Source organism: Stenotrophomonas sp. S4, from assembly GCF_054187805.2.
Genome location: NZ_CM196188.1, coordinates 1,286,288 through 1,299,839 on the forward strand (window position 1 = coordinate 1,286,288; position 13,552 = coordinate 1,299,839).

The 13,552-nt window shown below is 67.0% G+C and carries 11 protein-coding genes and 1 tRNA gene; 5 read left to right on the forward strand and 7 right to left on the reverse strand.

The features are described 5' to 3' along the window. Window positions 1–65 precede the first annotated feature (65 nt). Genes ACUZUJ_RS05945 through ACUZUJ_RS05965 form a run of 5 tightly spaced genes read right to left on the reverse strand, consistent with a single transcriptional unit; the run spans window position 66 to window position 6,092 of the window. Window positions 66–785, reverse strand: a complete 720-nt coding sequence (locus ACUZUJ_RS05945; RefSeq protein ID WP_458220120.1) for a hypothetical protein — start codon at window positions 783–785, stop codon at window positions 66–68. Then, window positions 782–1,738 (reverse strand): hypothetical protein, encoded by a 957-nt coding sequence (locus ACUZUJ_RS05950; protein ID WP_458220119.1) that lies wholly within the window; start codon window positions 1,736–1,738, stop codon window positions 782–784. The genes ACUZUJ_RS05945 and ACUZUJ_RS05950 overlap by 4 nt, the downstream gene beginning before the upstream one ends. A gap of 45 nt (window positions 1,739–1,783) precedes the next feature. After that, window positions 1,784–4,579 carry a TonB-dependent receptor plug domain-containing protein gene (locus ACUZUJ_RS05955; protein ID WP_458220124.1) on the reverse strand — a complete coding sequence of 932 codons (2,796 nt, stop codon included), beginning with the start codon at window positions 4,577–4,579 and terminating at the stop codon, window positions 1,784–1,786. Between the two features lie 14 nt (window positions 4,580–4,593). Then, window positions 4,594–5,562: a FecR family protein gene (locus tag ACUZUJ_RS05960; protein ID WP_101765126.1), complete on the reverse strand. Its 969-nt coding sequence runs from the start codon at window positions 5,560–5,562 to the stop codon at window positions 4,594–4,596. Next, entirely contained in the window at window positions 5,559–6,092 is a 534-nt protein-coding gene (locus ACUZUJ_RS05965; protein ID WP_014036388.1) for an RNA polymerase sigma factor, read from the reverse strand. The genes ACUZUJ_RS05960 and ACUZUJ_RS05965 overlap by 4 nt, the downstream gene beginning before the upstream one ends. 232 nt (window positions 6,093–6,324) lie before the next feature. Between ACUZUJ_RS05965 and ACUZUJ_RS05970 the strand changes: the two genes are divergently transcribed. The 4 genes from ACUZUJ_RS05970 (at window position 6,325) to ACUZUJ_RS05985 (ending at window position 11,055) form a co-directional block, all read left to right on the forward strand. Continuing rightward, complete coding sequence (locus tag ACUZUJ_RS05970; protein ID WP_458220118.1) at window positions 6,325–9,198, forward strand: autotransporter domain-containing protein; 2,874 nt, start codon at window positions 6,325–6,327, stop codon at window positions 9,196–9,198. A gap of 97 nt (window positions 9,199–9,295) precedes the next feature. After that, a complete protein-coding gene (locus ACUZUJ_RS05975; RefSeq protein ID WP_458220117.1) occupies window positions 9,296–10,300 on the forward strand; it encodes a 2-hydroxyacid dehydrogenase in 1,005 nt (334 codons plus the stop codon). 50 nt (window positions 10,301–10,350) lie between these two features. Continuing rightward, window positions 10,351–10,426, forward strand: a tRNA-Thr gene (locus ACUZUJ_RS05980). Window positions 10,427–10,527: 101 nt separating this feature from the next. Beyond that, the gene (locus tag ACUZUJ_RS05985) at window positions 10,528–11,055 is read left to right on the forward strand and encodes a hypothetical protein (protein ID WP_458220116.1); all 528 of its coding nucleotides are present in this window, start codon (window positions 10,528–10,530) and stop codon (window positions 11,053–11,055) included. A 118-nt stretch (window positions 11,056–11,173) separates the two neighbouring features. Here ACUZUJ_RS05985 and ACUZUJ_RS05990 read toward each other — a convergent pair whose 3' ends face one another. Further along, window positions 11,174–11,509 carry a hypothetical protein gene (locus ACUZUJ_RS05990; protein ID WP_049446437.1) on the reverse strand — a complete coding sequence of 112 codons (336 nt, stop codon included), beginning with the start codon at window positions 11,507–11,509 and terminating at the stop codon, window positions 11,174–11,176. 13 nt (window positions 11,510–11,522) lie between these two features. Beyond that, window positions 11,523–12,158: a GyrI-like domain-containing protein gene (locus tag ACUZUJ_RS05995; protein WP_101765132.1), complete on the reverse strand. Its 636-nt coding sequence runs from the start codon at window positions 12,156–12,158 to the stop codon at window positions 11,523–11,525. A 352-nt stretch (window positions 12,159–12,510) separates the two neighbouring features. Between ACUZUJ_RS05995 and cyoA the strand changes: the two genes are divergently transcribed. Continuing rightward, on the forward strand, window positions 12,511–13,551 hold the full coding sequence (gene cyoA, locus ACUZUJ_RS06000; protein ID WP_049446433.1) for a ubiquinol oxidase subunit II: 1,041 nt from the start codon (window positions 12,511–12,513) through the stop codon (window positions 13,549–13,551). Window position 13,552: the final 1 nt, after the last annotated feature.

The window sequence follows — 13,552 nt, forward strand, 5'->3', positions numbered from 1 at the left end:
GATTAAGTCGCAGACGGCACCAAGGCACAAACGACTTAATCCCCTCCGTCCCCTTTTTGCGTCGACTATCGGTGGCTTGTGCTGCGCAGGGCACCCTGTGCGTCGAAGGAGAGGCGTGCGGACTGGCGATCACCGGCGACTTCGTCCGGCAGCCAGACCAGAGTGCCGCCCTTGCGCACGATCACATAGACGTGGCCGACTTCACCCGGTGTGCCCATCAACGCGTTGCGCTGTGCCTGCAGCGCCTGGGCGACCCGTGGCACCGCCTCGAAATCGATGTTGGCCAGCGCTGTGCTGCTGCGGCGCAGGGTGATGGTGGGGGCGAAGCGTTGCGGATCGACCGGGTCGCCCCTGCGCCACTGCCCGCGTTCGAAGTGGTAGCTGTCCACGCGCGAGGGGTGCTGCGGATCGACCAGGTCCAGGTTGATGCGGCCGTCATCGTAGAAGTGGATGCTGTGGAACACCGTCAATCGATGCCCGGCCAGTGCCGGCAGTTCTTCGAGTGCCTGGCGAGCCGCCAGCAGATGGTCGGCATCGAACAGGCGATTGCTGCGCGCGGGAATCGGCGCAGGCTGCGGTCCGGCAGCCACGGTAACGCCGGGCGCAAGCGATGCGGGCTGTTCGCGCAGCGCCTGCGACGAAACGAATGGCGGCAACCGATCGGCCTGCACCGAATGGCCCAGCGTTTCGCCCAGCGTCTGCAGCGCCCCCCCTGAGATCGCAACGCCGGCCAGCACCAGCAGTACCACGGAGAACACCAGCCGGGTCGAGGGTGGCTGCTTCATATCCCCTCCAGGCGCACGTTGCCGCGATCTTCCGGGTCGTACAGCAGCGTGACCTGCTCGCGCGGAAGGTTGGCCAGCTCGATCAGTGGGATGAAACGGCGCACGCTCACCTGTTGCACGCTGCCTTCGCGGTCGATGTACTCCAGCTGGAACTCCACCTGCGGCTGTTCGTTGAGGTAGGTGCCGGTCTGGCGCAGCTTCAGCACCTTCGCCTCCACGCCGATGCCGCGATACTTCAGCGCGTCACCGCGGGCATCGGCCTGCAGCAGGCGACCCAGCAGGCGCAGGCCCAGCGCATAGCCGCACAACACCAGCGGACACACCAGCAGCGGATGGCCGAACGACAGGAAGGTCCAGCCCAGGCCTTCGCTCTGCAGGCGGTAGGCGAACACGTAGGCACTGGCAACCGCGACGATGCAGATGGCCGCGCCGATGCCGCGACGCCAGAGGCTGCCGACATCCAGTTCGGGCTCGGCGCCCTCCAGCACCACGTTGGGGAACTCGCCCGGCGCACGGCTCACGCGTGCCTCGATGCGCTTGCCGGCAATGAAGCGTTGCAGCTGTGGCTTGCTGTCGACCACCAGCATCTGTTCGCTGATCGGTGTGCCGGACAGGTTCTGGAAGCGCAACTGCAGCTTCCACTGTGCGAAGCCACGCACATGCGCGCTGGTCTGCCCGGCCTGTTCGATCAGGGCATCACGCAGCTCACCGTCGGCCAGGATCGAGCGCACCCGATGCAGGGCGCGCGGTGGGCCCAGCAGCAGGTAGTGCAGGAAGGCGAGCAGCAACGCCAGCCACAGGGCCAGCGACAGGGCGAGCAACAGCAGTGCCAGCCAGGGTGCGCTGCGGTCGGCCAGCTGCACCGGCCACGACGTGCCGAAGTAGAGAATGCACGGGAAGGGCAACGCGAAGAACAGCAGGAACGCGCCCCAGAACCAGAGATAGGCCTTCATGGGGTGGTGGGGGACCGATCGAACAGGGCGCGTAGGGTACTACGCTCAGCGGATCTGCAGGGTCAGCAGGAAGTAGCGGCCGAGTGGGTCGTCCAGCCCCGGCATCTGCCCGCCATTGCCGAGCAGATAGTTCACCGGTTGCGTGTCGAGCACGTTGTGCACGTCCAGCGCAGCGACCACGCGCGGCCCCAGGCGTCGCGCGAGATGCAGGTTCCAGCGCAGCTGCCGGGGGTTCATGCAATGGTTCTGCCCGCGCTGCTCCTCCGGGCATTCCGCACCGGGCAGCCAGGCACGCGTGCGCCCCACCTGGTTGCCGCGCAGGGCGATGTCCCAGTTGCTGTTCTGCCACTGCACGTTGAGCACGGCAGCCATCGTCGGCGTGACATGGCCGCGCAGGTCCACCGTTGCATCATGGCCACGTTCGCGGCGCAGTTCCTGCTGTTTCAGCGCATCGAGCGAGAACAGCCACTGGCCGGTGCTGCCGGTGTCGATGTGGTACTCCCCGCGCAGTACCCAGTTGCGCGAGGTGGTGCGGCCGATGTTGTCGAAGGACAGGCGCAGGCTGCTCAGGTGGCCGTCCTCGTCCAGCTCCCAGGTGCCGCGGTTCCACACCGCGTCGGTCGGTTGCAGGGCCAGGATCTCGTTGCGCAGTTCGACGATGTTGTGGGTGAGTGACAGCGAGAACGTGTCGGTCGGCGTCCAGGTGGCGGCCAGGGAATGACTGAGCGACCGCTCGGCCTTCAACGCATCGTTCTCCACCACGTCCACGGTAACGCTGCAGCGTCCGTTGCCGGTGCTCTGCGCGCAGTCGGGCAGTGCGCTGGAGGCGGGCAGTTCGATCGCGCCGAAGTAGCCCGGTGGTCGCCGCTGCTCGAACAGGCTGGGCGCACGGTAGCCGCGGCCGCTGGCAAGCAGGAATGACCACTGCGGCGTGGGGCTCCAGCGCAGGCCCACACGGGGTGAGAAGGCCTGGTAGTCGCCATCGCGGTCCCAGCGTGCTGCCAGGTCCATGCGCAGCGTGTGCGCCAGGGGCAGGCCGAGTTCGGCGTAGGCGCCGCCACTGCGGCGCGCCAGGTGGCGCTGCTCCTGCGGCAGGCCCAGCGCCAGGTCACCCTGGCTCAGCAGTGCGTCGGGATGCGAGGTCCAGCGTTCCTGGCGCAGGTCGATGCCGGTGGCCAGCTGTGCGTGGCCGCCGGCCAACGGCATCAACTCGCGCTGCATGCCCCACCAGCCCTGCCATTGTTCAGTGCGGCCACGGTTGCGGATCGACGGGAACAGCTGCTCGGCCGCGCCTGCCGGCAGCGACGTGAAGCCGGGCAGGAAGTCCAGCGTCTCCGCCGCACGCAGCAGTGGTTCGGCGCGCACGGTGCCCGACGTGGACAGGGTGACATCGCTGCGTTGTGCACTGATGCCGGCATCCCAGCTGCGCCGGCCCTGGTCACGGCCGATGCCGAAGGTGACGTCGGCGTCGGTGGCACGTACATGCGGACGCACGTTGCCGGCTTCGCGCAGCACGCTGTTGAAGGTGAACCCATACAGGCCGATGGCAACGGCGGTCGGGCCAAGGTCGAAGCGCTGCCGGTTGTGGCTGGCCCGCGCTTCGGCGTAGGCATAGCGACCTTCGCCGCGCTCATGCCGGTAGCGCAGGTAGGCCGAGGCGGTGTCCGAAGCCGGTTGCAGCGAACGCGGGCGTGCGCTGTCGAACCAGCAGGCACCATCGCGCCGTTTCAGGGGCCCTTCGCAGCGCTTTGCCGGCCAGTAGCGTCCATCGCGGAACGCGCCGATAAGGTACTGCGAGGTTTCCGCATGCCATTGGCGGCGATCACCGGCCACGTGGTCGATGCGGTGCAGGTCGATGCCGGCGAACCAGCGGTCCCCTCCCTCGCGCACGCCACCGGTGGCCGCCTGCACGCGATACTGTCCTGCGTCGCCGCGCCCGCTCAGGCCGGTCTGCAGCATGGCTTCGGGTCCGTCGGCCTGGTCGCGCAGGATGATGTTGACCACGCCGGACATCGCGTCGGCACCATAGATGGCCGATGCGCCGCCACGCACCAGTTCGATGCGTTCGACGAAGCTGAGCGGGATGCCCCCAAGATCGGTGAGCCCACCCTGTTCCAGCGACACCATGGGATAGCGTGGCAGGCGTCGGCCATTGACCAGGAACAAGGTCGCACGCGGGCCCATGCCGTCCAGGCTGGTGGTGGTGGCCGCACCCACCGGCAGGTACTGCGAATCGCCACTGCGCGAGGTACTCATCGCCGGGTGGCCGTTCATGCCCGGCAAGTGCCGCAGCAGGTCGAACAGGCTGCCGTAGCCGCTGCGCAGGATGTCATCGCGGTCGATGATGGTGACCGGCAGCGTGGTCTGCACGGAGGTGCGTGGCAGCCGGCTGCCGGTAACATGGATCGGCGCCAGTTCCACCTGCGGTGGAGCGTCTGCGGTCTTGTGTGGCGCAGGTGCTGCAGGCGTGGCGCGTGCCGCGCCCGACGGCGGCGATGGTGGCGCGGGGTGGGTGCGGCGGACGACGAATCCGCCAGCAGGCGTACGCAGGATGCTCACCGGCATGCCGGCAACCAGTTCCTTCAGGGCCGCGGCCGCATCGCGGTGGCCATGGGTGCCGGCCGTGCGCAGGCCATCCAGCTCACGCGCATCGAACAGCAGGGCAATGCCGCTCTGTCGCGCCCATTGCTGCAGGGCCGGTGCCAGCGGGCCCGAACCAACATCGACCTCCAGGGTGCCCGCCTGCTCGGCGGCACCCGCAGACGGCAGCGCGGGGATGCTCAGCGCGAGGCAGAACAGGGTGCGGAGCAGCCCCCCCTGCAGCGCGCCCGGTACTGCCATCACCGCAGGCCTCCTCAGTACGTGCGGCGCAGTTCCAGCGCGCCATCCGGTCGCGTCTGGCCAGCCACCGACCAACCCAGTTCCAGTGCCGACAGCAGTTCCTGCGCGTCGCCGGCACGGAAGGTGCCACTCACCGCCAGGTTGGCGATCTCCGGATCGGCGATCACCAGCGGCGTGCGGCCGTAGCGGTTCATGCGTTCGACCACGATCGACAGCGGCGTGGCATCGAACACCAGCTGTCCCTGCAGCCAGCCTTCAGCGGCGGTATTGGACGACAGCGCCGGGCCGGGCTGGATGCGGCCCGACGGCAGCACCTGCAGTTGCTGGCCGGGTGCCAGGGTGTGCTGGGTCCCGCCATTGCTGACCTCGACCGCGCCCTCCAGCAGCGCGACTTCGACCAGGCCGTCGTGCAGGCGTTCCACCTGGAAGGTGGTGCCGATGTCGCGGATGGTGCTGTCGCCGGCGCGCAGCTGCAGCGCCTTGCCCGACGGCGCAACCTGCAGCTGCACGCGCCCGCGCTCCAGTACCAGGTTGCGGTGGCGCCAACCGAAACGGGCGTGCAGGGTGGTGCCGGCATCCAGCGTCGCTACGCTGCCATCGGCCAGCGTCTGTTGCCGGGGCTGGTGGGAATCGTTGGCATAACGCAGCGGCGCAGGGTTGCCGTCGACCGCCACCATCCAGCCGATCCCGACGGCCAGGCAGACGCCTGCGGCAGCGGCCAGCGCCGGCAGCCAGCGGCGCCGCACCGGCCGCGCCACGCGTGCCGCGGCAGTGCGAAGCCACGGGTCGGCGGCCAGTTCCTCGCCCTGCTGGAACAGCGTCTCGGCCTGGATCCAGGCCGAGACATGCGCCGGGTCTTCGGCCAGCCAGTCCTCGAACGTCTCGCGCTCGGCCGGCGTACAGTCCGCAGCTTCCAGTCGCGCCACCCAGGTGCTGGCACGTTCGAACAGCTGGGTGTCTTCCCTGGGCCTGGCGTGACTCATCCGTTGTCCCTGTCGTTGTGCAGCGGATCCGATCCGAGTTCCTGGCGCAGGCCCTGCAGGGCGCGGGCGATATGTTTTTCCACGGTCTTGGCAGTAATTCCACAGTGCCGCGCGATCTGCGTATAGCTCATGCCGGTGATCCGGTTGAGCAGGTACACCTCGCGCGCGCGCTCGGGCAGCTTGAACAGGGCCTGCCGCAGCAGGGACAGCATCTGCCCGGACTCGGCCTGGCGCAATGGATCGGGCGACGTGCTGGAAGGCTCGTTGCCGCCATCATGCTCGGCCAGGGACAGATGCGGCCGCGACTGCGACGATCGGCCGCGGTCTGCCAGGCGGTTGCGGGCGATACGATACAGCAGCAGCCGCAGCTCGTCGGCACTGTGCGCGCGATAGCGGATCAGCCGCTCCATGCAGTCCTGCGCGATGTCCTCTGCATCTTCCGGCCCAACGCCGCGCGTGCGCAGGAACGCACACAACGGCGCGCGTTCCTCCCGCACGAACGCAATGAACGCGTCCGCCGGCGCGGACAGGTCCGGCGCGCGATGGATCAGAGGAGAGGGGGCGGACAGGGCTGGCCTCGGACGTCGGTGGCGGGTACGTCTCCGAGTTTTACGCGACGATGACCGGATGGGGAAGAGTGTGCGTGACCCATGATTCCATTGTGAATGCGTTCATGTTTCGGGCGCCGCTGCACTGGGGGAGAGCGCACCGTCCGGACGTTGAACTTTCGACCCGTGCGTTGCGGGTGGAGAGAGAGAACACATGAAGCATTCGAAGTTGAGCCTGGCCCTGGCAGGGCTGCTGGGCATCACCGCCATGGCGGCGGTTGATGACGTCATGGCAATGAATTATCACGTGCAGGACGATCGCGTCTTCCTCAGCGGCGGCGTAACCGTTGCCGATGTGGTGGCGCTGCCCGCACTGCTGGCCAAGGCGCAGGCCGAAGGCCGTCCGATCCGCGAAGTCGTGCTGCGCACGTCCAACGGTGGCGCGCTGATCGCCGGTGAGTGGCTGCAGGCGATGATCCGCACCCAGGGCCTGGATACCATCGTGTCCGGCCACTGCATTTCGTCCTGCTCGATCATGCAGTCCGGCGGCGTCAACCGTTATCTCGGCGGCGACCTGCCGGTGGTCGATTCGGTGCAGATCCATGCTGCCAGCAGTGGTGGCAGGATCACCTACGCACCGTCGCCGCGCATGACCCAGATCTACACCGGCAACTATGGCGGCGGCATGGATGCCGGCCTGTTGCACAAGGCCATGTACGAAGTGGTGGCGCCCAACGGCCTGCTGGTGTTCCGCGACCCGGCGCGTACGACGGGTACGTCGGTCACGTTCGATCCGGATGGCAGCGGCAGCAAGCTGGAGTCATTCCCGGGCCAGGACATCCGCAGCAACAACATCATCAATACGGCAGGCTACCGCGATCCGGGCGACACCCTGGCCGTCACCAGCAACGTCAGTGGCGACATCAATCCGGGCTACCTGCGCACCGCGCGCCAGCTGCAGGCCTTCGTCGACGACGATTTCGCGCGCTGGAACACCGACTGGGCCAGCACCTACATCAACTACGCGGTAAGCCTGTACAACTTCTCCACGCGCGGGGCGAACGGCATCGGCGCGCAGTCGTTGCAGCAGCTGCTTGCCGACCCCGACCTCCAGGACGAACTGCGCGGCCAGCTGCGGCTGGCCGATCTGGATGTCTCGACCCTGGCCAACTCCGCTGGCGTGATCCGCGTCAGCAATGGCGCCACCTGGCGCACCGCCGAAACCACCGGCGCCGATTTCATGCTGGTCGACAACGGCACCATCGCATTGGAGGGCGGTGCGCTGCGCACCCCTGAGCTGCGGGTGATGCCGGGCAGCGTCGTGGTCGGTCATGGTGATATCGCATCGGTGGGCATCGACACCGATGCACTGCTGGATGGCAGCGGCCCCTCCTGGCGCGAGGACGGCTTCAACCGCCTGCGCGTGTTCGGCACGCTGATGCCGCGCGGCGGTGATCTGGTGACCCACGGCTACGTCAACATCATGCCCGGCGGCCAGCTGCTGTTCGACGTTACCGAGGCCGGTGGCACCGGCAGTGGCCGCCTGCGCGTCGGCACTTTCTACGATGACGGCGCCGAAGAGGGCGCGCTGGTGATCGCGCAGGGTGCACACCTGGCGTTGAACGTGGCCCAGGGCTTCTATGCCAGTGCCTACCGCCGCGACCTGGTGGAAGGGCCGATCTACCAGGGCGGCTTCCAGGATGTCGTGCGGCTGGGGGATACCGGCTACAGCGCCAGCATCACCGGCGGTGAAGTGTTCCGCCCGCGCCACAATTCGCTGCTCAGCTTCAACGTCAACCAGACGGCCGACGGCCTGTGGCTGACCGCCAACCCGGGCTTCGACCAGCTGGGGCTGTTTGCCAACGGCACCTCCGGCGATGGACTGGGGCGCGCGCTGGCAGCCGCATCGGATCGCCAGGACAGCGGCCTGAAGTCGCTGCTCGGCGCGCTGCAGTTCACCGACCGCGATGTGATCGCACAGCAGGCCGGCGCCCTGCGCGGTGATGCCCATGCCAGCCTGCGCCTGGCCGACAACGCACTGCTGGGCAGCATCGGCAACGTGGTGCAGCAGCACCAGGCGGCGATGCGCAGTGGCGGCGATGCCGATGGCCTGGCCTCCCAAGCGGCGCAGTCGGTCTCGACGCAGCCGGGCATGCGCCATGGCAGCCTGTTCAACCAGCTGGCCATGCATCTGGTCGAACCGGCCGGCGAAGTGACTGGCGGTGGCGGTGCGACGGGACGCAGCCATGGCCTGTGGGCGCGCGGTTTCGCCAGCCATGGCCGCATCGACGCCGACGGTGGCGTGGCCGGCATGAGCCACAACATCGGTGGCATCGTGGTCGGTGCCGATACCCGTCTGGCCGATGACCGCGTCACCCTGGGTGTCAGCGTGGCCGCGGCCGACATGTCGACCAAGGCCAGCGACGGCTCCGGCTTCAGTGGTGACGTGCGCGCGCTGGACGTGGGCGGGTACATGGATGCGACCTATTCGCGTGGCTACCTGTCGGCGGCCGTGCGCTACACCGATCTGCGCCATGACACCCGCCGCAACCTCTCCGCCATCGAGGGCCTGCAGCAGCCGCTGCGTGCCCGATACAGCAACGATGCGGTCTCGGCGCGGGTCGAACATGCGTTCTCCTTCACCACCGGCAAGGGACTGGTGATCCAGCCGCTGTTGCCGGTGGTGGATTACGCGCGGACCTCGGCCACCCGTTTCAACGAAGGGCAGGGCGCCGGTGCGCTGGTGGGGCGTGGCGGCAGCCTGGAGAGCATCCGCGTTGGTGCCGGCCTGCAGTTGTTCAAGACCTTCGAGGGCAACAACGGCGAGCGCATCACCCCGCGTGCCCGCGTGGTCTGGCAGAAGGAGCTGGGCGATTCACAGGCGCGCTACAGCACTGGTTTCGCTGCGGCCCCGGACCTGGTGTTTGGTGCCAGCAGCCAGGCCGTGGGCGAGCAGGTGCTGGCCTGGAACGTGGGCGTGACCAGTCGCGCCAGCGAGCGCCTGTCGATCATGGCCGACTACGTGGGTGAGCGCCGCGACGGGCAGATCCAGAACGGCGTGATGCTGGGCCTGGGCTATCGGTTCTAAGTGGTACTCGGCCCCGGCGATATCCGTATCGCCGGGGCCATCCCATCAGGGCAGGTGCTGCGGTATGGTCGGCAGGGAACTCCAGCCAGGCCCGTCCATGCAGATCGCCGTTTTCAGTGCCCGCCCCTACGATCGTCGCTTCCTGGACGAGGCCAACCAGCGCGATGCGGCCGGGCAGGGCTTCGCGTTCGTGTACTTCGATGCCGCGCTGGACGTGCATACCGCCGCGCTTGCGCAGGACTGCGCCGCCGTCTGCGTGTTCGTCAACGACCGTCTCGACGCGCCGGTTCTGCATGCCCTGCATGCGTTGGGCGTGCGCGCCGTTCTGCTGCGCTGCGCCGGCTTCAACAATGTGGACCTGGCAGCCGCGAAAGCGCTGGACCTGTTCGTCGCACGGGTACCGGCCTATTCCCCCGAAGCCGTGGCCGAGCATGCGCTGGCGCTGGTGATGACGCTCAACCGGCAGACCCATCGCGCCTACAACCGCGTGCGCGAGGGCAACTTCATGCTCGATGGCCTGCTCGGACGCACCCTGCATGGGCGCACGGTCGGCATCGTCGGCACCGGCAAGATCGGGCTGGCCACCGCGCGCATCTTCAACGGCATGGGCTGCACCGTGCTGGGGCATGACCCGTATCTGTCGCCAGCCTTCGCCGGCGTGGGCGACAGGGTGGGCCTGGATGAACTGCTGGCGCGCGCCGACATCGTCTCGCTGCATTGCCCGCTGACGCCCGATACCCAGCACCTGATCAACGACGCCTCGCTGGCGCGGATGAAGACCGGCGCGATGCTGGTCAACACCTCGCGCGGCGCACTGGTGGATACCCATGCGGTGATCCGCGCGCTGAAGTCGCGGCGGCTCGGCCATCTGGCCATCGATGTCTACGAGCAGGAAAGCGCACTGTTCTTCCAGGACCTCTCGGGCGAGATCATCGACGACGAGGCCTTCCAGCGCCTGATGACCTTCCCCAATGTGCTGGTGACCGGCCACCAGGGCTTCTTCACCGTGGAGGCGCTGCAGGAGATCTCGTCGATCACGCTGGGGAACCTGCAGGACTTCGCCGAGGGGCGGGTGTGTGCGAACCGGGTGGAGGCGGGCTGAGCCGGGTGGATTGACCGCCGGGGCGCCCAGCCCGTAAAATCGCGGGCTCCGCCGGAATAGCTCAGTTGGTAGAGCGGCGCATTCGTAATGCGTAGGTCGCAGGTTCGACTCCTGTTTCCGGCACCAGTTGTAATGAAAAGCCCCGGCCTTGGTCGGGGCTTTTTGTTTGGATTGTGCTGCCGGGCGCGGGCCCAAGGCCGGCGGAAACGTCTGATGGAACTGCGGGCATGTACCTGCTCGGTCGAGGTCATTACCATTGCCGATGTGGATTGCTTGCGGCGCTGGACGGGGCAAGTCAGTTTCAATCAACAGGGGATGTCATGAAGAAGATCGTGGTGAGCCTGATGGCGTGCGTCGTTCTCGCCGGCTGTGCGACCCGTCAGATCAGCTCCGAACAGGCGCAGCCGGTGCCTGCCGAGCGGATTTTCGCCTTCAATGGGATGGGGGACAGTGCTTCCGGGCAGGTAATCGTCACGCGCGACGTCGGCGCGGTTGGTGGGGCGTGTCCACTTGCACTGTATATCGACGGCACCCTGACAGCCCATCTGCAGCGGGGCGAGTCTGTCTCGCTGTCTGTGCCTGCCGGGAATCGCATTGTCAGCGCAAGTTTCGCGGGTAAAGGGCTCTGTTCGTGGGGGGATGAATCGGCGCACAGGCGCGAAATTTCCCACGTGGTCACTGCGGGTGGCAGAACCAGGATCCGTCTCGCATTGACCCATGATGGTGTGATTCAAATCGGTCCGACCGCGTTCTAGGCGCACTCCACGCAAGACGAGCAGTTACATCAACAGGAAGCCCTGGCCGTTGCCGGGGCTTTCTGTTTGTGCCCGAAGGGAAAGGTCGGTCGGCAACGTCACCGATGCAAACACAGCTTCATTCACGTCCAACGATCACTGCACCCCGAGCTAGCCACCCCCCGAGCTGCCGGAGATACCCACCTGCTGCTCCCGCCGATGCGCCGATCAGCAGGCGTGCAAGCACTCTGGTCCCGCGCGCGGCCCGCTCCCGCATCCAAGGCAGTACCGCCACCATCTGCGCACCCAGCAACAGCACCAGCACGTCCAGCCCGAGCGCGTCCACCACCGGCAGCAACGGCGACAGCGCCGGATTGCAGGCCAGCACGATCACCAGCGCAGCACCCAGCACGGCCATCAGGCGGCGCCCGGCGGGCAGGGTGGTCCAGTGCAGCAGTCGGCTGATCAGGCGCATGGCGTTCCTTGTGTCACGTGCAGGAGTCCTCATCAGGCTCAATCGGGCGCACCGGCTGCCGCAGCACGGTTTTCAGCCGCGCGGCGTCGGTCCTGCGCGGGTCGCTCAGGTAGATCTCATGATGGGGGCCGGCAAAGGTGTATCCCAGTGCGGGCATCAATTCGTCATGCAGATGCGCCAGGGTGGGGCCTTCGTCGTCGTAGGCGCCCACGTGCAAGGTCTGCAGGCTGGGCCCCTCGGCAAGGATTTCATGGCGAAGGCTGGGCGGAGCCTCTCCCAGCTTGGTGCGCGCCTTGCTGATCGCGGCCTGCCACTGTGCAGGGGCGATGCCCTCGGGTGTGCGGATCATTACGGTCCAGGCCCACTCATCCTTCCGCCGCGCGACGAAGCTGGCCGGATCCTCGGCGCTCCACAGTGCTTCCAGCGGTGGCACCACGTAGTCCTGGCCCATGGCCTTCAGTGCGAACTTCAGTGCATAGCTCACCGAGTACAGCCACTGCACGGCCTGCAGGTAGGCGGGGGCCGTGTTCGGATCACCGTGGCCGTCGACCATCACGTAGGGCAGGGGCGGTACATCGACCCGTACGAACCTGCCGGCGGGCGGTTGATAGAGCGCCCGGTCGCGCTTCCTGAAGTCGATCTTGTCCACGGGTCTTCCTCCTGCGCCGAGCATCCCATGCCGGGCACCCGCCCGCACGCCTGAACATGTTCAGATGACTTTGCCGAACGAGGGCGGACCGCCGGCCAGCAGCTGATGCTAGGATGCCGCCCCCGGGCGTCCTGCCCGCCGCGCCTGCGCGGTGCGACAACGTGTCGCAGCCAGAATCGGGCCTTTCCTGCGCTCGATCATTGTCAATGCCTTTCTTAAATGGTGGGTGACGGCCTAAAATTGAAAGGCTGACTCGACCCCACCTCCCTGCCTGTCTTCCGGACCGGTGGGACCGGCTTTGGCCGGAACAGGCAGGACGGGGAACGGCATTCCCTCGCAATTGGATCGACCGATGATTCCGTTGAAAACCCTTGGGCGCTGGTTGCGCCCGGGCCTGCTGCTGTCGTTGCTGGTGATGCTCACCGGTTGCGATGCGGTGGCCATCCTCAGTCCGAAGGGCCAGATCGGCCAGGATGAGAAGACCCTGCTGATCACGGCCACCGTGCTCATGCTGCTGGTCGTCATCCCGGTCATCATCATGACCCTGACCTTCGCGTGGAAGTATCGCGCCTCCAACACCAAGGCCCGCTACGAGCCGAAGTGGTCCCACTCGACGGCGATCGAGGTGGTGGTGTGGTCCATTCCCTGCATGATCGTGCTGGTTCTGGCGGTCCTGACCTGGCGCTCGTCGCACGCACTGGACCCGTATCGTCCGCTGGATTCGGACGTCAAGCCGGTCACCATCGAGGCGATCTCGCTGGACTGGAAGTGGCTGTTCATCTATCCGGAAGAGAAGGTGGCGGTCGTCAACGAAATCAAGTTCCCGGTCAACACGCCGCTGAACTTCAAGATCACGTCCGATTCGGTGATGAATGCCTTCTTCATCCCGCACCTGGGCAGCATGATCTACTCGATGGCTGCGATGGAGACCAAGCTCCACCTGATCGCCAACGAGACCGGTGAATTCCCGGGCATGTCCTCGCACTACAGCGGCGCGGGCTTCGCCAAGATGCACTTCACCGCCTACTCGGTCACCGATGCCGAATACCGCCAGTGGCTGGACCAGGTCCGCGCCGGCGAGCAGACCCTGGACAAGGCCTCGTTCAAGGCGCTGGGTGAAGCACGCAACGCCGAGTGGTACCCGGTCACCTACTTCGGCAAGACCGAAGAAGGCCTGTTCGACTGGGTCATCGCCAAGCACATGGGCGACAACAAGCATTACGGCATGAAGCACTCGCACGCTGGTGCCGCCGCTGCCGATGCCGCCAGCCATGAAGCGCACGAGGGCCATGCCCCCAGTGACGCGCATGATTCCAAGGAATCGGGTGAAAACCTGGATGCCAACGAACACGAACACGCAGGCCATGCCGGCCACGCGGGTTCGGGAGAATGAA

Bases quoted from the DNA above. Each gene is read 5' to 3' on its own strand.
- ACUZUJ_RS05945 (WP_458220120.1), bottom strand. From the start codon at position 785: ATGAAGCAGCCACCCTCGACCCGGCTGGTGTTCTCCGTGGTACTGCTG.
- ACUZUJ_RS05950 (WP_458220119.1), bottom strand. From the start codon at position 1,738: ATGAAGGCCTATCTCTGGTTCTGGGGCGCGTTCCTGCTGTTCTTCGCG.
- ACUZUJ_RS05955 (WP_458220124.1), bottom strand. From the start codon at position 4,579: ATGGCAGTACCGGGCGCGCTGCAGGGGGGGCTGCTCCGCACCCTGTTC.
- ACUZUJ_RS05960 (WP_101765126.1), bottom strand. From the start codon at position 5,562: ATGAGTCACGCCAGGCCCAGGGAAGACACCCAGCTGTTCGAACGTGCC.
- ACUZUJ_RS05970 (WP_458220118.1), top strand. From the start codon at position 6,325: ATGAAGCATTCGAAGTTGAGCCTGGCCCTGGCAGGGCTGCTGGGCATC.
- ACUZUJ_RS05975 (WP_458220117.1), top strand. From the start codon at position 9,296: ATGCAGATCGCCGTTTTCAGTGCCCGCCCCTACGATCGTCGCTTCCTG.
- ACUZUJ_RS05985 (WP_458220116.1), top strand. From the start codon at position 10,528: ATGTACCTGCTCGGTCGAGGTCATTACCATTGCCGATGTGGATTGCTT.
- ACUZUJ_RS05990 (WP_049446437.1), bottom strand. From the start codon at position 11,509: ATGCGCCTGATCAGCCGACTGCTGCACTGGACCACCCTGCCCGCCGGG.
- cyoA (WP_049446433.1), top strand. From the start codon at position 12,511: ATGATTCCGTTGAAAACCCTTGGGCGCTGGTTGCGCCCGGGCCTGCTG.